At 73.1% G+C, this 18874-nt stretch carries 16 protein-coding genes; 9 read left to right on the top strand and 7 right to left on the bottom strand.

The features are described 5' to 3' along the window. The first annotated feature begins 215 nt into the window (after positions 1-215). Positions 216-1088 (top strand): DMT family transporter, encoded by an 873-nt coding sequence (locus tag ACFVYA_RS03590; RefSeq protein WP_387041980.1) that lies wholly within the window; start codon positions 216-218, stop codon positions 1086-1088. Positions 1089-1106: 18 nt separating this feature from the next. On the opposite strand, the gene ACFVYA_RS03585 is transcribed toward ACFVYA_RS03590, so the two are convergent. Together ACFVYA_RS03585 and ACFVYA_RS03580 are read right to left on the bottom strand one after the other, a co-directional pair. Further along, positions 1107-1679: a GNAT family N-acetyltransferase gene (locus ACFVYA_RS03585; RefSeq protein ID WP_387041978.1), complete on the bottom strand. Its 573-nt coding sequence runs from the start codon at positions 1677-1679 to the stop codon at positions 1107-1109. After that, entirely contained in the window at positions 1676-2188 is a 513-nt protein-coding gene (locus ACFVYA_RS03580) for a YbaK/EbsC family protein (protein WP_285989598.1), read from the bottom strand. Before ACFVYA_RS03580 ends, ACFVYA_RS03585 begins: the two co-directional genes overlap by 4 nt. 206 nt (positions 2189-2394) lie before the next feature. Between ACFVYA_RS03580 and ACFVYA_RS03575 the strand changes: the two genes are divergently transcribed. The 4 genes from ACFVYA_RS03575 (at position 2395) to ACFVYA_RS03560 (ending at position 6255) form a co-directional block, all read left to right on the top strand. Further along, positions 2395-3438, top strand: a complete 1044-nt coding sequence (locus ACFVYA_RS03575; RefSeq protein WP_387041975.1) for an SAV_6107 family HEPN domain-containing protein — start codon at positions 2395-2397, stop codon at positions 3436-3438. Next, complete coding sequence (locus ACFVYA_RS03570) at positions 3428-4195, top strand: maleylpyruvate isomerase family mycothiol-dependent enzyme (RefSeq protein ID WP_285989600.1); 768 nt, start codon at positions 3428-3430, stop codon at positions 4193-4195. Before ACFVYA_RS03575 ends, ACFVYA_RS03570 begins: the two co-directional genes overlap by 11 nt. Positions 4196-4253: 58 nt before the next feature. Further along, positions 4254-4985: a VOC family protein gene (locus ACFVYA_RS03565; protein ID WP_387041972.1), complete on the top strand. Its 732-nt coding sequence runs from the start codon at positions 4254-4256 to the stop codon at positions 4983-4985. Positions 4986-5175: 190 nt separating this feature from the next. Then, the gene (locus tag ACFVYA_RS03560) at positions 5176-6255 is read left to right on the top strand and encodes a GNAT family N-acetyltransferase (protein ID WP_387041969.1); all 1080 of its coding nucleotides are present in this window, start codon (positions 5176-5178) and stop codon (positions 6253-6255) included. Positions 6256-6257: 2 nt separating this feature from the next. Here the strand turns inward: ACFVYA_RS03560 and def are convergent, their stop codons facing one another. The 5 genes from def to pdxA form a co-directional block, all read right to left on the bottom strand. Continuing rightward, positions 6258-6758, bottom strand: a complete 501-nt coding sequence (gene def, locus ACFVYA_RS03555; protein WP_387041967.1) for a peptide deformylase — start codon at positions 6756-6758, stop codon at positions 6258-6260. A 250-nt stretch (positions 6759-7008) separates the two neighbouring features. Next, positions 7009-11679: a DEAD/DEAH box helicase gene (locus tag ACFVYA_RS03550; protein WP_387041966.1), complete on the bottom strand. Its 4671-nt coding sequence runs from the start codon at positions 11677-11679 to the stop codon at positions 7009-7011. Then, positions 11672-12460, bottom strand: a complete 789-nt coding sequence (locus ACFVYA_RS03545) for a DeoR/GlpR family DNA-binding transcription regulator (RefSeq protein ID WP_387041963.1) — start codon at positions 12458-12460, stop codon at positions 11672-11674. The genes ACFVYA_RS03550 and ACFVYA_RS03545 overlap by 8 nt, the downstream gene beginning before the upstream one ends. Beyond that, positions 12432-13709: an MFS transporter gene (locus ACFVYA_RS03540; RefSeq protein WP_387041960.1), complete on the bottom strand. Its 1278-nt coding sequence runs from the start codon at positions 13707-13709 to the stop codon at positions 12432-12434. Before ACFVYA_RS03540 ends, ACFVYA_RS03545 begins: the two co-directional genes overlap by 29 nt. Next, on the bottom strand, positions 13706-14734 hold the full coding sequence (pdxA, locus tag ACFVYA_RS03535) for a 4-hydroxythreonine-4-phosphate dehydrogenase PdxA (RefSeq protein ID WP_387041957.1): 1029 nt from the start codon (positions 14732-14734) through the stop codon (positions 13706-13708). Before pdxA ends, ACFVYA_RS03540 begins: the two co-directional genes overlap by 4 nt. Before the next feature lie 135 nt (positions 14735-14869). On the opposite strand from pdxA, the gene ACFVYA_RS03530 reads away from it, so the two are divergent. From ACFVYA_RS03530 to recA, 4 genes are all read left to right on the top strand, one after another. Continuing rightward, complete coding sequence (locus tag ACFVYA_RS03530) at positions 14870-15103, top strand: hypothetical protein (protein ID WP_387041954.1); 234 nt, start codon at positions 14870-14872, stop codon at positions 15101-15103. Between the two features lie 235 nt (positions 15104-15338). Beyond that, complete coding sequence (locus ACFVYA_RS03525; RefSeq protein ID WP_387041952.1) at positions 15339-17186, top strand: Hsp70 family protein; 1848 nt, start codon at positions 15339-15341, stop codon at positions 17184-17186. 43 nt (positions 17187-17229) lie between these two features. Further along, positions 17230-17424, top strand: coding sequence for a DUF3046 domain-containing protein (locus tag ACFVYA_RS03520; protein ID WP_285989608.1), 195 nt, complete (start codon positions 17230-17232; stop codon positions 17422-17424). Positions 17425-17661: 237 nt separating this feature from the next. Continuing rightward, positions 17662-18708, top strand: a complete 1047-nt coding sequence (gene recA / locus ACFVYA_RS03515) for a recombinase RecA (RefSeq protein WP_387041949.1) — start codon at positions 17662-17664, stop codon at positions 18706-18708. Positions 18709-18874: the final 166 nt, after the last annotated feature.

Here is an 18874-nt window from a genome sequence, read left to right as displayed (position 1 = left end):
AGCGCGACCCGCGCCGTCGGAAAACCGGTGGCTGCGCCGCGCACGCCCCATTAGGTTGATCTCGTGCGCCGAATCCTCTTCGTCACCCCACCGCCTCGCGCCTGAGCGGGGTGGTCCCTCGCCGCGTGGCCTCCGAGGCCCGCGGCTGATTCGTGGTGCGCACCGCCCCGCGTTCGTCGAATTCCCCTTCCTTCGACGCAGACGCAGGAGCGTTCATGTTCGTTGTCCTCCCCACGCGCGCCCGATCGTCGGCCGCGCTCGTTCTCGCCGGTGTCCTCTGGGGCACCGGCGGCCTCGCCGGCTCGCTGCTCGGCCGGCGAGCCGGCCTCCACCCGCTCGCCGTCGCCGACTACCGGCTGCTCGTCGGCGGCGGGGTCGCCACCCTCTTCGTCCTCCTGATCGGCGGCACCTTCCCACGCACTCCCGAAGCCGTCCGGCGCATCCTCGCCGTCGGCGGGCTGTTCGCCCTGTTCCAGGCGAGCTACTTCGCCGCCGTCGCGCTCAGCTCGGTGAGCGTCGCGACCATGACGACGATCGGTGCCGCGCCCGTCTTCGTCACCCTCGCGTCGGTGCGGAAATTCCGTCGCTGGACGGTGGTGTCCGTGGCGGGCACCCTCGCCGGCCTGGTGCTGCTCCAGTGGTCACCGGGCGAAGCCTTCTCGTTCGGGGGCCTGGGCTGCGCCTTGCTCGCGGCAGCGGGCTTCGCGACCCTGACGCTGGTCACCGCGAAGCCGGTCGAAGGCCTTGAGCCGCTGTCGACGACGGCGTTCGGCTGCCTCGCCGGCGGTCTGCTGCTCGTCCCGGTCGCGAGCTGGTCCGGCATGGCGATCCCGCTGCACGCGGACGTCCTCGCGATCGTCGGCTACCTCGGCGCGATCCCGACCGCGCTCGCGTACGCCGCGTACTTGCGGGGCCTGGCCGACGCGCATCCCGTGCTCGGCTCGCTCTCGGCGGTGCTCGAGCCGCTGACGGCCGCGGTGCTGTCCGCCGCGCTGCTCGGTGAACGGCTGAGCGTCACGGCGTGGTGCGGCGCCGGCGTGCTGGTCGCGGCGCTGGTCGTCGGCTACTGGCGGCCCGAGCCGCGCTGAGGAACGCTGCCCCTCGGCTCAGCGCGGGTCGAGGGGCAGTTCCCGCCCCAGGATCGCGAACGGCCGCGGGTCGCCCGCGAAGTGGTAGTCGCGCAGGACGTCGACGAAGCCGGTGCGGCGGTAGAGCTTCCACGCCCGGCTCGTGCCCTCGGGCGTCGACAGGAGCACGTTCGCGCTCGGGACGCCGTCCAGGAGGCCGCGCAGCAGGTCCTCGCCGATCTGGTGGCCCTGGTTCTCCGGCCGGACGTGGATCTCGGTCAGCTCGAAGTAGTCCGACAGCCAGCGGTCGGCCTCGGCGGCCCCGGAGCGGCGGCTCAGGCCGTGGCGCACCTGCTCGTGCCACCACTGCCCGGCGCGGCCGCGGTAGCCGTAGGCCACGCCGAGCAGGACGTCGTCGGCGTCGAGCGCGGCCATGCAGCGCCAGCCCTCGCGCAGCGCGTGGGTGAGCCACATCGGCGCGCGCTGCTCGGCGGTGCCGGCCGGGTACCGCATCGCCCGGACGTAGATGTCGAGCGCTTCGGGCAGGCGGGCGCGGAAATCGTCCGAGGAGAGCTGGACGTAGCGAGAGCAGCCGGCGGGCATCGCGGTCACGGCTGCCCATCTTCCTCCGCGCCGGCGAGCGCGCCCGGGGTGCCCCCGGTCAACGCCACCAACCCGGCGAAGGTCGTGGGGAACACGGCCTTCGGGTGCCCGGCGGCGGCCCACACGACGTCGTGGGCGCGCAGCGCGGTGTCGACCAGGGTGGGCAGCGGCTCGGGGTGCCCGACCGGGGCGACGCCACCGATCGGCTGCCCGGTGTGCGCCCGCACGAAATCGGCGTCGGCCTTGGCGATTTCGCCGCCGGCCAGCCGGGCGAGCGTGCCCGGGTCGGCGCGGTGGGCGCCCGACGTCAGCGCGAGGAGCGCTTTTTTGTCGGACCCCAGGCGGAAGATGAGGCTGTTGGCGATGGCCCCGACGGGCACGCCGAGTGCTTCGGCCGCCTGGGCGGCGGTCCGGACCTCGGCGGGCAGGACACGGATGCCCTCGGCGGCGGCGTGCTGTCCGGCTTCGGCCAGCGCGGCCGCCACCTTGGCGACGGCGGGGTGCTCCAGCGAACTCATGAACCTATGAGATCACGCCACCGACCTGGTGTGCCGCACACGTCCGGGGATCGGCCCCCTGGGGTTGAGCGGGCAGCGGGTCCGGGGTTACTCTGGAAATTGTTCGAACAGGCGTTCGACGTCAGGTGAGTGCGCACCGATCAGGTGCCGGAGCCGTCCCGGCCTCGGACACCCGCCGGGCTCACCCGCGCAGGAGGAGGGTCGCCATGTCCGTCGAGGTCGTGTCCCCCACGGATCCCGGGCAGCCGGAGCTGCCCATGTCGCCGCGCCCGCAGCCGGCCCCGCCCGGAACCCGGCGCGGGCGATCCCGCCAGTGCTTGTCGGCGCCGGCCGAGCCCCACCAGCGCGCATCGGCGGTGGACGCCCGCCAGCCTCAGCTGCCGATCGCCCTGTGCACTTCGGCCGCGGGGGTCGCGGATGCCGAGCAGCGGTCCTCGTCTTCGGTTGCCGCGGGTCCGGGGGAGTCCTGGTCGGCGGGTGCCCAGGCGGATTCGGGGTCGCCGGGTTCGCTGCGACCTTCGTCTTCGGTTGTTGCGGGTCCGGGGCAGGCTCGGCCGGCGGGCGGCGCGGCGGATGCCGGGCAGTCCGAGCTGCCGCTTCCGGTCCCGGCGATCCCGGAGCAGGCCCGGCCTGCGCGCGCGGGCGCTGGTCGCCGCCAGTCGCCCACGGGTGCGGAGGCCGGGCAGCTCGAGCTGTCGGCGTCGGCGGAGTCCGGCCACTCCGAGCTGCCGGTTCCCGAAGCCCCGGTGCCGACCCCGGCCGGCGCCGATGGACCGTCCGAGCTGCCCCTGTCCCTGCGGCCGCCCGGGGCCGGGTCCGACCAGTCCCAGCTGCCCATGTCCCTGCGCCCGCCCGCTTCTCCGGCCGCCGCCGGGTTGCTCGCGCAGGCGCGGCGCGGGCTCGCCGAGGCCGCGCAGGAAACCCGGCCCGCCGAACGCTTCATCGGTGCCTACCTCGCCGCCCTCCGGGGTGCTGCCGCCGTGCTCGCCGCTCGGGGGCGGCCGCACCGGGGGCGGGCTCGTCCCGCCAGCACCTGGGTGCTGCTCGACTCCGTCGCCCCCGAACTGCGGGAGTGGTCGGCCTTCTTCGCCAGCAACTCGGCCACGCGCGCCGCCGCGCAGGCCGGGATCACCGGGAAGGTGACCGCCGAGTCGGCCGCCGGGCTGGTGGGGGCCGCCACACCGTTCCTGGAACTCGTCCGCCGTCTCGTGCACGGCCTGCCGATCACCGGGGAAGCCCATGTCGCGTGAGCACGGCCCGGTCGACCAGGGGCGGTTGCTCACGGCGTTGGGAATCGAAGGCAGGCTGCTGGCCGAAGCGGTGCACGCGGCGCCGACCGAAGCGCCGGTGCCCGCCTGCCCCGGCTGGTCGCTCGGCGAGGTCGCCCGGCACGTCGGGAGCCTCTACCGGCTGGTCCGGCGCCGGCTGACCGACGGCCGGAGCCCCGACGACTGGCCGCGCGACCCCGAGCCGGGGCAGAGCCTGCAGGACTTCCTGGAAACGGGTTTGACCGAACTGCTCGACGAGCTCGCCGCCCACGACCCGGAGGACCGCGCCGACACCTGGTGGCCGGCGGACCGGACCTACGGGTTCTGGCGCCGGCGGATGCTGCACGAGACGGTCGTCCACCGGGTGGACGTCGAGCAGGCGGCGGGCGCGGAGCCGCACGGCGTGCCCGACGACGTCGCGATCGACGGCATCGACGAGGTGCTCACCCTGTGGTTCGGGCAGAAGCTGCCGATGCTCGGCCTGACCGGCACGAAGGCGGGCTCGGTCGGCGTCCGGACCGGCGCGCACAGCTGGATCGCGCGGGCCGGGCCCGTCACCACGGAGGCCTGGCGCTGTTCGGCCGAGGAGGCCGAGGCCGCGGACGACGTCGTCACGGCCAGGCCCGCGCAGGTCTACCTGTGGCTCTGGGGCCGCGCGTCCCTGACCTCGGTGACCGTGCGCGGCGTCCACGACCAGGCGGCCCAGCTCTGGGCACTGCTGCGGCTCGCGACCCGATGACCCGGCCGGTGGGGAAGCCGAACCGGAATTGTCGGAGGTGGCGGTTAGCCTGCGGCGCATGACCACGCGCCTGGTGAACCTGGTGATCGACGCGGCGCGCCCGGATGCCCTGGCGGGCTTCTGGGCCGCGCTGCTCGGCTGGCACGTCGCCGTCGAGGAGGCCGGCGAGGTCGACGTCCGCGCCCCGGAGAGCGACGGCTGGGACCTGGACCTCGTCTTCGTGCCCGTTCCGGAACCCAAGGAGGTCAAGAACCGCATCCACCTGGACCTGGCGAGCACGACCCGGGCGCACCAGGCCGAGCTGGTGTCGCGCGCCGTGGAGCTGGGCGGCCGCCGGGTCGACCTCGGGCAGGGTGACGTGCCCTGGGTGGTGCTCGCGGACCCGGAAGGCAACGAATTCTGCGTCCTCGAACCCCGCGAGCGGTACGCGGACACCGGCGCGGTGGCGTCGATCCTGGTCGACGCCCACGAACCGGAGCTCCTGGCGGGCTTCTGGGCGCGGATCACCGGCTGGCCGGTCCAGGCCCGCGAAGGCGGCGAACTGGTGGGCCTGCGCGCGCCGTCCGGCCGGGGACCGTGGCTGGAATTCCTGCGCAACGACGACGTCAAGCGGGTCAAGAACCGCGTCCACCTGGACATCGCGCCCCCGGCGGACGCCGGCCACGCCGCGGCGGTGACGGAGGTCGTCGCGGCCGGTGCGGCGCCGGCGGACCTGGGCGGTCCCGCGCTGCCGTGGCGGGTGCTGACCGACCCGGAGGGCAACGAGTTCTGCGTGCTGACCCCGCGCTGAGCTGGGATTCCCGACGGGCGGGGGCGCCGGATCGCCGGGAAACGCACCTCGACCGGCCGGCGGTCACGCCGGCGGCCGAGCCGTGGTCCGGGCCGGGTGTTTCGGCCGCGTTGCCGGGGCGCGTCGAACGCTGATCTGCGCGAAACACCGGCGTCCTGGGGCGGCAACAACCCCGGGGGAACGTGGAGGCATGGAGACTTCCAGAGCGTTGCCCCAGCCGGTCCGGACGGTCGCCGCCGAGGAGACGGCGGTGCCGTCGGCGTGGCGGGTGCGGATCCGGATGCACGACCACCCGGGCACCCTCGCCCGCATCGCCATCCGGCTCGCCGACCTCGAGTGCAACATCCTCGGCCTGTCCGTGCTGCCGGTGCCGGGCGGCGTGCTCGACGAGATCGTGCTGCGCCCCGCGACCGGCCTGCCCCGGCGGCACCTGGCCGACGCGATCCGCGCCGAGGGCTGCGAGTGCACGGCGATCATCGACGCCGACGTCCACGAGCTGGTCGACCCGTCGGCGTCGACGCTGCTCGCGGCCCGCCGCGCGGTCGACGCCCCGGCCCGCCTCGCCGAAGTGCTGAAGGACATCCTGGCCGCGGACGTCGTCACGCTCGTCCCCGCCGCCGAGGCGAACCCGGCGCGCACGGAGAGCGGGCACCGGGCCGTGTTCGGGCTGGCCGGCGGCAGCGCGCTGGTGGCGCGCCGCCAGTGGGCGCCGTTCGTGCAGCTGGAGCTGACCCGCGCCGAAGCGCTGGTGACACTGCTCGCGGCGGCGGCCCGGAACGCGGCCGGCCCGGTGGTCCTGGACCGCCCGGACGGCGCGGCGATCGTCCTGCGCAAGGGCGTCCCCGGCGATGCCGACGCGGTGGCCGAACTGCATCGCCGGTGCTCGATGGCCACGCTGTTCCGGCGCTACCACACGGGAGTGCGGACGATCCCGCGCCGCCGCCTGCACCGGCTGCTGGTGCCTCCGCGCGGCACGAGTGTGCTCGCCGTTTTCGGCCGCGAGGTGATCGGCCTGGCCCAGCTCATCCCGATGAATTCAGGCGGTGCCGAGATCTCCCTCCTGGTGGAGGACGACTGGCAGCGGCAGGGAATCGGCACGGCCCTGCTGGCGCGGCTCGCGGTGCTGGCGGAGGCTCAGGGCATCACGGAGCTGTCCGCGGACTGCCTGGCGGGCGACGACGTCCTGCCCCGCACGGCGGCCCGAGCCGGTCTGCGCACGGAACGCAGCATCGAGGACGGCGCGCGGCTGAGGATGTTCCTGCCGGCCTGAGCTCAGCGCTTCCAGAACCAGTCTTTGTCACGCGCTTCACGCAGGGCGGACTTCTTGCGCTCGGCGGTGAGCCGGTCGAGGTAGAGAACGCCGTCGAGGTGATCGGTCTCGTGCTGCAGGCATTGGGCCAGCACGTCTTCGCCTTCGACCTCGATGGGTTCGTTGTGGACGTCGACGCCGCGGACCTTCGCGTGCTTCGCCCGCTTGGTGGGGAACCACAGTTCCGGCACCGACAGGCAGCCTTCGTTGATCTCGTGCGTTTCTTCGGACAGTTCGACGATTTCGGGGTTGACGACGTACCCGGTCAGCCCGGCGACGTCATAGCTGAAGACGCGCAGCCCCACCCCGATCTGCGGCGCGGCCAGCCCGGCCCGCCCGGCGGGCTTGACGGAGTCGACCAGGTCCCGCACGAGCGCCTCGAGCTTCTCGTCGAACACGGTGACCGGGTCGCAGACGGACTTGAGGATCGGGTCCCCGAAATAGCGCAGTTCGCGCATCGCCATGAGCAGAACATCCTTCGTGCGTGTCGGACTGGCAGCTTAGGCCAGCGAGGAAGAAGGTCGCGCCGGAATAGCCAACCCGGCCCGCCCGGCGACGCACAAAGGCGCGCGGCGGCGAATCGGCGCTGGTGGCGGATGGCCGGTGCCGGGAGGTGGATTGCCGTGCAGCGGATCGATTCCGGCAGCAAGGCGGAGGTGCGGGCGAGCTGCCGGGCCTGCGGCTGGCGACCCGGCCCCGACCAGCAGCGCGGCCTCAGGCTCGTAGCCGCAGGCCTGAGGGCGTGGCTCGGAAGCCGGCCTCCTGGAGTACCTCCGCCAGGTCCGAGGTCAATGCTTGCTCGCCGTCCGCGCGTTGGACCGACAGCTGGCCCAGCCAGCCCTCGCGGACCGCGGCCGACAGTGCCTTGGCCGCCTCCGACAACGCCTGGCGCTCCTCTGTGAAACTCAGCAGGGATCGGCCTCCTCGCTCCACATACAGGGCCGGAACCCCGTCGACCAGGACGGCCAGTGCGCCGGCCTTGCGGGCGGGGCGGTGCTTCGTGTCGCCCGTGGCCGCCGGCCAGGGCAGCGCCGCGCCGTACGGCTGGGCCGGGTCCGCCGCCGCCAGGACCACCGGCCGGCTCGGAGCCGGACGGCCCGGGCCCGACAGGGCACGCAAGCGGTCCACCGCGCCCTTCGCCGCGAACTGGGCCGCGCCGAGGCCTTCCACGACGTAACCGCGGATCACCTGGCCCGTGTCCTCCATGCCGCGCAGCACCTTGTAGATCCCGGAGAACCCGCCCGTGACGCGCTCGGTGTCGAGCGCACCGCGGGTCAGTACGCCGTGGCGCTCCAGGAACGCCTCCGTCCGCGCGTGCGCCCGGCGGGTCGCGTCGGTTTCGCGGGGCGGGGTCAGCGCCCACCGGCCCGCGACCGTCGGCGGTCCGGATCGCGAGGGCATCTGGGGCCGCCCCGCCCGCAGCCGTGCGTACCGGCCACGGGGAGCCTGGCGCCGGGGCTTGTGGGCGCCGTGCCCGGCGACCTGGGCGCGCAACGGCCCCAGCGTGTCGCCCGTGACCAGGCCCGCCCAGACCAGGTCCCACAGCGCCGCCACGACTTCGGCGTCGTCCGGGGCCTTGTCCACCAGCACCGTCGCGCGGTCCACCAGCTGGCGGAAGAACAGCGCGCCACCCTCCAAAGTGGACACAATGGCGTCGTGCAGCGGGCCGGTCGGGATGTCCTCGACGACTTCGGGCAGCAGCAGGTCGGCCACATCGGTCGGGGCCAGGGCGATCCAGCCGTCCCCGCCGGAGAGCGCGCCGCAGCCCGCCCACGTGACCTCGCCCGCGGTCGTCAGCTCGTCCAGCAGCGCGGGGGAGTAGCCCGGCAGCCGCCCGGGCAGGATCAGCGACTCCACCGCGCTCGCCGGCAACGGTGCCCCGGCGAGCTGCTCCACCACCGACAGGACGTCGTCGGCCGTCGGGGCCGCCCGGACGCGGCCGCCGAACCCGTGCCACGCGGGCAGGAACCGGCCCAGTGCCGCCGGTTCGACCGGCTCGACTTCGGCTCGCAGCTTCGCCAGCGACGCCCGCCGCAGCCGGCGCAGCACGGCCGAATCGCAGTATTCGACCCCGACCCCGTGGGTTTCCGGATGGCCGACCGGGCTCAGCTCGCCACGCACCAGGCGGCCTTCCCCGGTCATCCGGTCGAGCACGCCGGTGACGACCGCCGTGCCGAGCCCGAACCGCGCGGCCGCATCCGCCGCGGCGAACGGGCCGCGGCCGCGGGCGTAGCGCGACAGCAGGTCACCGAGCGGGTCCGCGACCGGTTCGGTGAACGCCTCGGGCACGCCCACCGGCAGCGCGGTGCCCAGCGCGTCACGCACCCGGCCGGCGTCCTCGATCGCCAGGAACCGTTCCGAGCCGCCGATCCGCACCCGGATCGCCCGCCGCGCCGCCTCCAGTTCGGTGAGCCACTCCGCCTGGATCCCGCGCTCCGCGGCCTCCTCGACGGTCAGGTCGCCGAGGAACCGCAGCAGGTCGGCGGCGTCCTCGGCCGAGCGCGCGTGACGCTCGGGATCGAGCCGCTGTAGCGACCGTTCCACTTCGGCGACGGCTTCGGGATCCAGCAGCTCCCGGATCGCCTCGGTGCCCAGGAGCTCGGCCAGCAGCCCCGAATCCAGCGACAGCGCCGCCGCCCGCCGCTCGGCCAGCGGTGCGTCGGTCTCGTACAGGAACATCCCGATGTAGCCGAAGAGCAGGCTGCGCGCGAACGGCGACGCGGCCGGCGTTTCGACCTCGACCAGCCGGACCTTGCGGGACCGGACGTCGGCCATCAGCTCGCGCAGGCCGCTGACGTCGTAGACGTCCTGCAGGACCTCCCGCATCGCCTCCAGCACGACCGGGAACCGCTCGTACTTCGCCGCGACCGACAGCAGCTGCGACGCGCGTTGCCGTTGCTGCCACAGCGGAGTCCGGCGGCGTGGGTCCCGGCGGGGCAGCAGCAACGACCGGGCCGCGCACTCCCGGAACCGCGCCGCGAACACGGCCGAGCCGCCGACCTCGGCGACGATCAGCTGCTCGACCTCCTCGGGGTCGAGCAGCACGTCGTCCGCGCCGATGGTCACCTCGCCGCCGTCGGCGTCCAGCGCGTCCGGCAGCCGCAGGACGATGCCGTCGTCGGAGTGCGCCACCTGCGCGTCCACCCCGCGGTTTTCCCGCAGGCGCGCGGCGATCGCGAGGGCCCACGGCGCGTTCACCTGCGCGCCGAACGGCGAGTGCACGACGATCCGCCAGTCGCCGAGCTCGTCGCGGTAGCGCTCCAGCAGGATCGTCCGGTCGTTCGGGACGTGCCGGGTGGCGGCCTTCTGCTCGGTCAGGTACGCGAGGAGGTTGTCGCACGCCCGCTCGTCCAGCCCGGCCGCCCGGGCCCGCTCGCGCGCCTTTTCGTCGTCCGAAGTGGACAGTTCGCGGACGAACTTCCCCAGTGCCCGGCCGAGTTCCAGCGGGCGGCCCGGCGCGTCACCCTTCCAGAACGGCATCCGCGCCGGCTCGCCCGGCGCCGGCACCACGATGACCCGGTCGTGCGTGATGTCGGTGATCCGCCACGACGACGTGCCGAGCAGGATGGTGTCGCCGACGCGCGACTCGTACACCATCTCTTCGTCGAACTCGCCGACGCGCGAACCGGGTTTGTCGTCCGCGCCCGGGGTCATGACGGTGAACAGGCCGCGGTCCGGGATGGTGCCGCCCGACGTGACGGCCAGCCGCTGCGAGCCGGGACGTCCGCGCAGCTCGCCCCCGATGCGGTCCCAGGTGATCCGCGCCCGCAGCTCGCCGAACTCCTCGCTCGGGTAGCGGCCGGCCAGCATGTCGAGCACCGCGTGCAGGGCGTCGTCCGGCAGCGCGGCGAAGGGGGCCGCCCGCCGGACCAGCGCCGCGAGGTCCGGCACCGTCCACGGTTCCAGCGCCACCATGGCGACGACGTGCTGCGCCAGGACGTCCAGGGGGTTGCGCGGGTAGCGGACCGCCTCGATCGCCCCGCTCGCCATCCGCTCGGCGACGACCGCGCAGGAGACGAGGTCACCGCGGAACTTCGGGAACATCACCCCGGACGACACCGCGCCGACCTGGTGCCCTGCCCGGCCGACCCGCTGCAGGCCGGACGCCACCGTCGGCGGTGCCTCGATCTGCACCACGAGGTCGACCGCGCCCATGTCGATGCCCAGTTCCAGTGACGACGTCGCCACCACGCACGGCAGCTGCCCGGACTTGAGCGCTTCTTCGACGTGGGTGCGCTGCTCCCGCGACATCGACCCGTGGTGGGCGCGGGCGATCACCGGCGGCGCGCCGGTGCTCACGCCGGACTGCCCGACGGCTTCCGCCGGGAACGCGTCGGCCGGGGTGAGCTCGGTCTGCTCGAGGGCCAGCTCGTTGAGCCGGGCGGTGAGCCGCTCGGTGAGCCGGCGCGAGTTGGCGAAGACGATGGTCGAGCGGTGCGCGCGGATCAGGCTCAGCACCCGCTCCTCGACCGCCGGCCAGATCGACGGCCGCTGCACGGGGTTGCCGGCCATCTCTTCCAGGGTGCCCAGGCCGCCCGGTGCGATGTTTCCAGGCGGGAACGCTTCGGTCAGCGATTCCAGGGACTCCAGCGCGTCGAGCGGGCTGGGCGCCGGCCCGCTGCGCGGCGCGTCGAGGTTGCTCATGTCCTCCACCGGGACCTCGACGCGGACCTCGATGGTCTTCGCCAGCTTCGGCTGGACCACGCGCACCGGGCGGCCGCCGGCCAGGAACGCGCTCACCTCGTCGATCGGGCGGACCGTCGCCGACAGGCCGATCCGCTGCGCCGGCTTCGGCAGCAGCGCGTCCAGCCGCTCCAGCGAGAGCGCGAGGTGCGCGCCGCGCTTGCCGCCGGCGACGGCGTGCACCTCGTCGACGATCACGGTCTCGACGCCGCGCAGCGACTCCCGCGCCGACGACGTGAGGATGAGGAACAGCGACTCCGGCGTGGTCACCAGCACGTCCGGCGGGGTCTTGCCGAACGCGCGGCGCTCGGCCGCGGTGGTGTCGCCGGTGCGCATGCCCACTTCGATCCCGGGCACCGGCAGCCCGAGCCGGCGGCTGGCCTGCGAGATGCCGGCGAGCGGGGCCCGCAGGTTCCGCTGGACGTCGACCGCCAGGGCCTTCAGCGGCGAGACGTAGAGGATCCGGCAGCGTTTCGTCGCTTCGGCCGGCGGCGGCTCCACCGAGAGCCGGTCCAGCGCCCAGAGGAACGCGGACAGCGTCTTGCCGGACCCGGTGGGCGCGACGACGAGGGCGTGCTCACCCGCGTGCGCGGCCCGCCAGGCCCCTTCCTGCGCCGCGGTGGGCGCGGCGAAGGCCCCGGCGAACCAGTCCCGGGTCGCGGGGGAGAAGAGGTCGAGCACGTCGGTTGCCACGTCATTCATGATGCGCGGCACCACCGACAATTTCCGGCGCCCCGGCGACGATCACGCTCTGGGCGAACCGCGGGAACACGACGTCGACCTTCGGCTCGTCGGTGATCAGCCGGTAGTCGCGGTCCAGCGGCGTCCAGTAGGAAAAAGGGGCCTGGTCCAGCTTGGAGTGGTCGGCCAGCACGTACGCTTCGCCGCCGGCGTGGAGCATCGCGTGCTTGACCACGGACTGCTCCAGAGACGGGCAGCACAGCCCCCGGCCGGCGACCACGCCGTCCGCGTCCAGGAACACCCGATCGGGTGAGATGTGCCGCAGCTGCGCCAGCACACTCTCGCCGAGGATCGCTTCGGTGGGGTGCCGCAGCCGGCCGCCGAGGACGATGAGGTCGATCCCGGAGAAGCCCGCGAGCTCGCGGATCGCCGTGACGCCGTTGGTCACCACGGTCAGCCCCTCGCGGTGGGCGAGGTGCCGGGCGAGCCTGCCGGTGGTCGTGCCCGCGTCGAGCAGCACCACTTCACCGTCCTGGACGAGCGCGGCGGCTTCCCGGGCGATGGCGTCCTTGGCCGCCGCGTGCTCCCGGTCCTTCTCGAGGGGACTGCGCTCGGTGTCCAGCGCGCCGCCGTAGGTGCGGACGACGTGCCCGGCGCCCGCGAGCGACGCGAGGTCGCGGCGGATCGTCGACTCGGAGACGCCGAACTCTTCGGCCAGCTCCGCGATGCCGCCGGAGCCGTCGCGGACGGCCTCCAGGAGCATCGCGCGCCGATCACGGGTGCCTGGTCGCGGCTGGGGCATGCGCCGAGCCTTCCACAGTCACGGGTTTCAGCCCGAAGAACGCCAGCCCGGCGGCCACGGCGAGGAATCCGGCCAAGACGACGAACCCGGTGGTCGCGGTGCCGGTGACGTCGGTCAGCCAGCCGACCAGGTAGGGACCGGCGAACCCGCCGAGGTTGCCCAGCGCGTTGATCAGGCCCATCGCCACGGCGACCACTTCGAGGCCGAGGATCCGGCTCGGGATGGCCCAGAACGGCCCGTACGGCATGTAGACGCCGGTCGCCACGACGCAGAGCAGCCCCAGCTGCACGGCCGCCGGCCAGTGCCCGAGGTTGCCCAGCAGCAGCCCGCCGATCGCGACGAGCAGCGGCACCGTGACCGCGAGCCGCCGGTTGCCGGTCCGGTCCGACCAGTGCGCGCACGCGACCATCCCGGCCAGGGCGAGGACGTACGGCACGGCCGAGAGAAAGCCGACGGCGGTGGCCGAGCCGCCGGTCATCGTCTTCACCACCGACGGCAACCACAGGCTGAAGCCGTAGAAGCCGGTGATCCAGAAGAAGTAGATGCCGATCAGCAGCAGCACCTGCCGGTTCGCCAGTGCCTGCCGGTAGCCCTGCTTGGCGAACGCCGGCTTCGCGTCTTCTTCGGCCTTCAGGGTCGTTTCGAGGTACTCGCGTTCTTCCGCGGAGATCCAGCGGGCCTGCACCGGCCGGTCGGCGACCGCGAACCACCAGACGACCGCCCACACCAGCGGCGGCAGTCCCTGCAGGACGAACACCCAGCGCCAGGACATGTGGTCGAGCATGAACCCGGACAGCGGCGACATGAGGATCGCCGAGATCGGCAGGCACGTCATCCACAGCGCGTTCGCCCGCGCCCGTTCCGCCTGCGGGAACCAGGACGCCAGCAGGATCAGCACCGCGGGCCACACCCCGCCCTCGAACAGCCCGAGCAGCAGCCGGGCCAGGTGCAGCTGGGTTTCGTTCCGCACCAGTCCGCAGAGCACCGCCGCGAACGCCCAGGCGATCATCAGGATCAGCACGGTCTTGCGGGCGCTCCACTTCGCCGCCAGCACCGCCGCGGGGATCTGCAGCACCAGGTAGCCGACGAAGAAGATGCCGCTCGCCAGCCCCTTCGCGCCGGCCGACAACGGGAAGTCGTCGCCGATGTAGGGCAGGATCACCGCGACGTTCGTGCGGTCGAGGTAGGCCAGCATGTACATGACCACTGCGACCGGGATGACGTACGCCCAGCGCTTGCGGGGGATCACCGGAGGCCCGGTGGGTAGATGACCGGCAGCTTCCGCGCGTATGGCGCCAGGGTGGCCGCGGCCTTGAACGCCGCCCGCATGGTGCCGTGCGACGCCCGGCCGGTGCCGGCGATGTCGAACGCCGTGCCGTGGTCGACCGACGTGCGCAGGATCGGCAGGCCGACCGTCACCGACACCGTGCCGTCGAAGTCGTAGGTCTTCGACGCGATGTGCCCTTGGTCGTGGTAGAGCGAGAGCACGCCGTCGAACCGGCCCTGGATCCCTTGGTGGAACACGGAATCCGCGGGGATCGGGCCGACCACGTCGAGCCCGGCGACCCGCGCGGCGGCGACCGCCGGGGCGATCGCGATGATCTCCTCGTCGCCGAACTTGCCGTTCTCCCCGCCGTGCGGGTTGAGCGCCGCCACGGCCAGTCTCGGCTTCTCCGTGCCGAACACTTCCAGAGCGGTGTACGCCTCCCGGATCGCGTACTCGATGTTCTCCCGGGTGATCTGGTTGATCGCTTCGCGCAGGGAGAGGTGCCGCGTGGCGAAGAAGATCTTCAGCCCGGAGACCCAGAACATCGTGTTGAACCGGGTCGACCCGGTCAGCTCGCCGAGCATCTCGGTGTGCCCGAGGTGCTGCGAGCCCGCCGCCCAGATGGCCTCCTTGTTGATCGGCGCGGTCACCACCGCGTCGACCTCGCCGGCCAGCGCGAGCCGGGTGGCGACCTCGATCGCCCCCACCGCCGCGGCGCCAGCGGTCGCGTTCACCTCGCCCCACGGGAGGTCTTCGGTGACCACGCCGAGGTTGAGCACGTCGATCACGCCGGTGGTGAAGCGCGCGTCGGCGACCGTGGCGATCGGGTTGATCTCCAGGTGCAGGCCCAGGTGCCGGACCAGGCGTTCCAGCACGATCGCGTCACCCACCGCCACCCCGTGCGCCATCTGCAGGGCCTCGGGCTCGGCGAGGGTCTTCAGGGTGATCTCCGGGCCGATGCCCACGGGGTCGCCGAGGGTGACGGCGAGGATGGGGAGGTCGCTCACGGGTGATTCCTTCCGGTGGCCAGGACGTGGTTCAGGTGTTCCGGGCAGGTGACTGTGACAACCGGGGCTTCGCCTCGGGCCCGGGGGCTTCGCCACGCTGACCCTCGAAAGCGGTCGCGCCCGCCGATCCGGTGCTTGCCCGGCATCGATCGGGCGGCCTCTCACGGCCCGGAGCCCACCGAGATCCACCGCGAGCCGGGCCGTGGCGCGGGCGACGGTGGTGAGGTGCCGGTTCGTCGTGGCGTCGCAGACGACGATCCCGGCGGGTCGGCGCAGGACTGCTTCGACCGCGTCCACGGGTTTCACCGTGAGCTCGACGGGCCCGACGAGGTCGATGGCTTTCCGTACCGCCTGCGCGGCGTGTGGTGACGAGGCGTACCGGGTACCCAGGTTCACCACCGGTGCGTCGCAGTTCCGGCATCCGCCCCTCCCCTCTTGCGCACTTCGGTCAACTCAGTTGCGCGAACCGTGCAACTATCGTGCACCTTGATCGCCGTCCCCGTCAAGGAGCAGTGACTTTCCCGGGTCCGCACGCACGGTGACCGCGCGCATGGCAGCATCACGCGGGCGCCGTCGGGGCGTGTTTTTCGCGAAGGGGAGTGCTGTGCGGATCCTGTCCGTGGACCTCGGGACGTCCAACACCGTCGCCGTGCTTTCGGCGCACGGGATGCCGCCCCGGGTCGTCGAGGTGGACGGCTCGGCCAACATGCCCTCGGCGGTGTTCGCCACCGAAGAGGGCACGATCATGGTCGGCCGGGACGCCGAGCGCCGCGCCCGACTCGACCCGACCCGCTTCGAGCCGAACCCCAAGCGCCGCATCGACGAGCAGACCCTGCTGCTCGGCACCGACGTCGTCCCGGTCGCCGACGCGCTGGCCGCGATCCTGCGCCGCGTGCTCGAGGAGACCTCCCGCCAGCTCGGCGGCGAGCAGCCCGACGAGGTCCGGCTGACCCACCCCGCGCAGTGGGGGCAGCCGCGCCGCAACGTGCTGATGTCCGCCGCCCGGCTCGCCGGGATGGGCCCGAACATCCTGCTGGTGCCCGAGCCGGTCGCCGCCGCGGCGCACTTCGCGTCGTTCCCCGGCAAGTCGCTCGCGCCCGGCCAGGCCCTCGCCGTCTACGACCTCGGCGCGGGCACCTTCGACGTCGCCGTCGTCGGCGCCACGCAGAACGGGTTCACCGTGCTCGCCGAGGACGGCCTGCCCGACCTCGGCGGCCTCGACGTCGACCAGGCGCTGATGGTGCACGTCGGACGCGAGGTCTCGCACTCCGACCCGCAGCGCTGGCAGCGGCTGCTGCGCCCGGAGTCCACCGCCGACCGGCGCACCCGGCGCGCGCTGCAGGAGGACGTCAAGGCGGCCAAGGAGGCGCTCTCGCGGCACCCGCAGACCGAGGTGCCGATGCCCGAGCCGTTCAAGGACGTCCTCGTCACACGCGGCGAGCTGGAAGGCCTGGTCCGCCCGGCGATGCTGCGCAGCGTCGAACTGCTGTCGCGGACGCTGCGGTCGTCCGGGCTGACCCCGGACCGGCTGGCCGGCATCTACCTCGTCGGCGGGTCGAGCCGGCTGCCGCTGGTCGGCGCCATGATCGCGGAGAAGCTCGGTGTCGTGCCCGGCAGCCTCGACCAGCCGGAGACCGCCGTCGCGCTCGGCGCGCAGCACGTGGCCCGCGACGGGCTGTCCGTGCGCACCCAGAACGTCGAAGGGGCGGTGGCCGCGGGTGCCCCGCCGCGCCGCCCGCAGTACGCGCCACCGCAGCCACCGGCGCAGTACCCGGGTTACGCGCCGTCGAACTTCCCGCCCAGCGGCCCGCAGCCGGTGCCGTCGAACTTCCCGGCGTACTCGCCCGCACCCGACAAGGCCGAGCCGAAGCCCGGCGGGAAGAAGAAGCTGCTGATCGGGATCGCCGCCGCGGTCGTCGTGGCGCTCGCGGTGGGGCTGACGGTGTTCCTGACGTCGTCGTCCTCGGTGACGACCTACACCGCCGACCAGTGCAAGACGCCGGGGCAGGCGGACGACAAGGGCTTCACGGGCTGCCTGCGCCAGCTCGCCGGGAAGATCGCCGACACCGGGGACTGCAAGCGGGGCATGGGCAACGGCCCGGCGGCACCGGCGCAGAGCCTGGGGGCCGCCTCGACCTGCTCCGCGCCGGGCCGGGCGGGCACGCAGGTGACCTACGTCCACGGCGACAGCGCCGACGCGCTCAAGCAGTACACCGACGGCCTGCTCGCCTCGGCCGGCGGCGACCGCACCGAGGCCGACTGGGGCGGCAACGGGCTCAAGGGGCACTACTCGTCGGCCGCGGGGAAGACGTCGGCGGTGCTGGTGTTCACGGTGTCGGACCGGCCGCTGGCCGGGTTCATCTACCAGCTGAACACGAGTGACCAGGCGGCGGCGCCCACGCCCGGCACGCTGGCCGACTACTTCGAGGCGAGCGTCCAGCCGGGCCGGTAGACGGCGCGAAGGAGCCGTTCGCGCCCCGGTTAGAGTGGGTCCGATGCGGATCACGGTTTTCCGGCGGCTGATGGCCGAGGAGTTCGGCCCCGGACGGGCCCAGGTGCTGGCCAGTGACCACGTCCTCAGCGGGCTCGGCGGACGCACCATCGACCAGGCGCTGACCGCGGGAATCCCGGCCAAGGAGGTCTGGCGCGAGGTCTGCGACGCCTTCGACGTCCCGGCCGAACGGCGTTGACCTGGGCGGATACGCTCAGGTCCTGACCCGGGCGGGCGAAAACCCTACCGCAAGGGTGTGTCGCTGCCGACCTCGAACAGGTGTTCGTCTAAGGTGTTGTCCACATCGGGTCCAGCGATCCACAGATCGGGCGCCGCGCCTGGAATTGTCGGTCCCCGCCGCTAGCGTCGGACCGGACAGCTGAAGAACCGACACAGAGAGCCCTCGACGGGGCTCCGACCAGCGAGGTGGACTTCCATGCCTGCAGCACCCGACAAGGACAAGGCGCTCGAGCTCGCGCTCGCGCAGATCGACAAGCAGTACGGCAAGGGCTCGGTCATGCGCCTCGGCGAAGAGGGCCGCGCGCCCATCGCCGTGATCCCCACCGGCGCGATCGCCCTCGACGTCGCCCTCGGCATCGGTGGCCTGCCCCGCGGCCGGGTCATCGAGGTCTACGGTCCGGAATCCTCCGGTAAGACCACGGTCGCCCTGCACGCGGTGGCGAACGCACAGCGCAACGGCGGCATCGCGGCGTTCATCGACGCGGAGCACGCGCTGGACCCCGACTACGCCAAGAAGCTCGGCGTGGACACCGACGCGCTGCTCGTCTCCCAGCCGGACACCGGTGAGCAGGCGCTGGAGATCGCGGACATGCTGATCCGCTCCGGCGCGCTCGACATCCTGGTCATCGACTCCGTGGCCGCGCTCGTGCCGCGCGCCGAGATCGAGGGCGAGATGGGCGACTCGCACGTCGGCCTCCAGGCCCGCCTGATGAGCCAGGCGCTGCGCAAGATCACCGGTGCCATGAACAACTCCGGCACCACCGCGATCTTCATCAACCAGCTGCGCGAGAAGATCGGCGTCATGTTCGGCTCCCCGGAGACCACCACCGGTGGCAAGGCGCTGAAGTTCTACGCCTCGATCCGGCTCGACGTGCGCCGCATCGAGACGCTCAAGGACGGCGGCGAGCCGGTCGGCAACCGCACCCGCGTCAAGGTCGTGAAGAACAAGATGGCCCCGCCCTTCAAGCAGGCCGAGTTCGACATCCTGTACGGCCACGGCATCTCCCGCGAGGGTTCGCTGATCGACATGGGCGTCGACCAGGCCATCCTCCGCAAGTCCGGCGCCTGGTACACCTACGAGGGCGACCAGCTCGGCCAGGGCAAGGAGAACGCGCGGAAGTTCCTGCGCGACAACCCGGACATCGCCAACGAGATCGAGAAGCGGATCAAGGAGAAGCTCGGCATCGGCGCGCAGCTCGACGCGGAAGCCGTCGAAGCCGTGCCGGCGCCGGTTGACTTCTGATCGTTCGGCGAGGGATTGGGTGAGGGCTTCGGGATTGGGTGAGGGCTGCGGGATTGGGTGAGGTGTGCTCGCGGAATGCGCTCGCCCTTATCCCTTCGCCGTGTCTCGCGCGGGGGGTAACCCCCGCCCCCCCCCCCGGGGGGGGGTTTGGGGGTTCGACCCCCAA

Source organism: Amycolatopsis sp. NPDC058278 (assembly GCF_042881395.1).
GTDB lineage: Bacteria > Actinomycetota > Actinomycetes > Mycobacteriales > Pseudonocardiaceae > Amycolatopsis.
Note: the sequence above shows the minus strand (reverse complement) of the source record. Positions and strands in the feature narration are given on the sequence as shown.

What these genes read in the sequence shown, in the direction of transcription:
- ACFVYA_RS03590 (WP_387041980.1), top strand. Translation starts at nt 216, where the DNA reads ATGTTCGTTGTCCTCCCCACGCGCGCCCGATCGTCGGCCGCGCTCGTT.
- ACFVYA_RS03580 (WP_285989598.1), bottom strand. Translation starts at nt 2,188, where the DNA reads ATGAGTTCGCTGGAGCACCCCGCCGTCGCCAAGGTGGCGGCCGCGCTG.
- ACFVYA_RS03575 (WP_387041975.1), top strand. Translation starts at nt 2,395, where the DNA reads ATGTCCGTCGAGGTCGTGTCCCCCACGGATCCCGGGCAGCCGGAGCTG.
- ACFVYA_RS03570 (WP_285989600.1), top strand. Translation starts at nt 3,428, where the DNA reads ATGTCGCGTGAGCACGGCCCGGTCGACCAGGGGCGGTTGCTCACGGCG.
- ACFVYA_RS03565 (WP_387041972.1), top strand. Translation starts at nt 4,254, where the DNA reads ATGACCACGCGCCTGGTGAACCTGGTGATCGACGCGGCGCGCCCGGAT.
- ACFVYA_RS03560 (WP_387041969.1), top strand. Translation starts at nt 5,176, where the DNA reads ATGGAGACTTCCAGAGCGTTGCCCCAGCCGGTCCGGACGGTCGCCGCC.
- def (WP_387041967.1), bottom strand. Translation starts at nt 6,758, where the DNA reads ATGGCGATGCGCGAACTGCGCTATTTCGGGGACCCGATCCTCAAGTCC.
- ACFVYA_RS03550 (WP_387041966.1), bottom strand. Translation starts at nt 11,679, where the DNA reads ATGAATGACGTGGCAACCGACGTGCTCGACCTCTTCTCCCCCGCGACC.
- ACFVYA_RS03545 (WP_387041963.1), bottom strand. Translation starts at nt 12,460, where the DNA reads ATGCCCCAGCCGCGACCAGGCACCCGTGATCGGCGCGCGATGCTCCTG.
- ACFVYA_RS03520 (WP_285989608.1), top strand. Translation starts at nt 17,230, where the DNA reads ATGCGGATCACGGTTTTCCGGCGGCTGATGGCCGAGGAGTTCGGCCCC.
- recA (WP_387041949.1), top strand. Translation starts at nt 17,662, where the DNA reads ATGCCTGCAGCACCCGACAAGGACAAGGCGCTCGAGCTCGCGCTCGCG.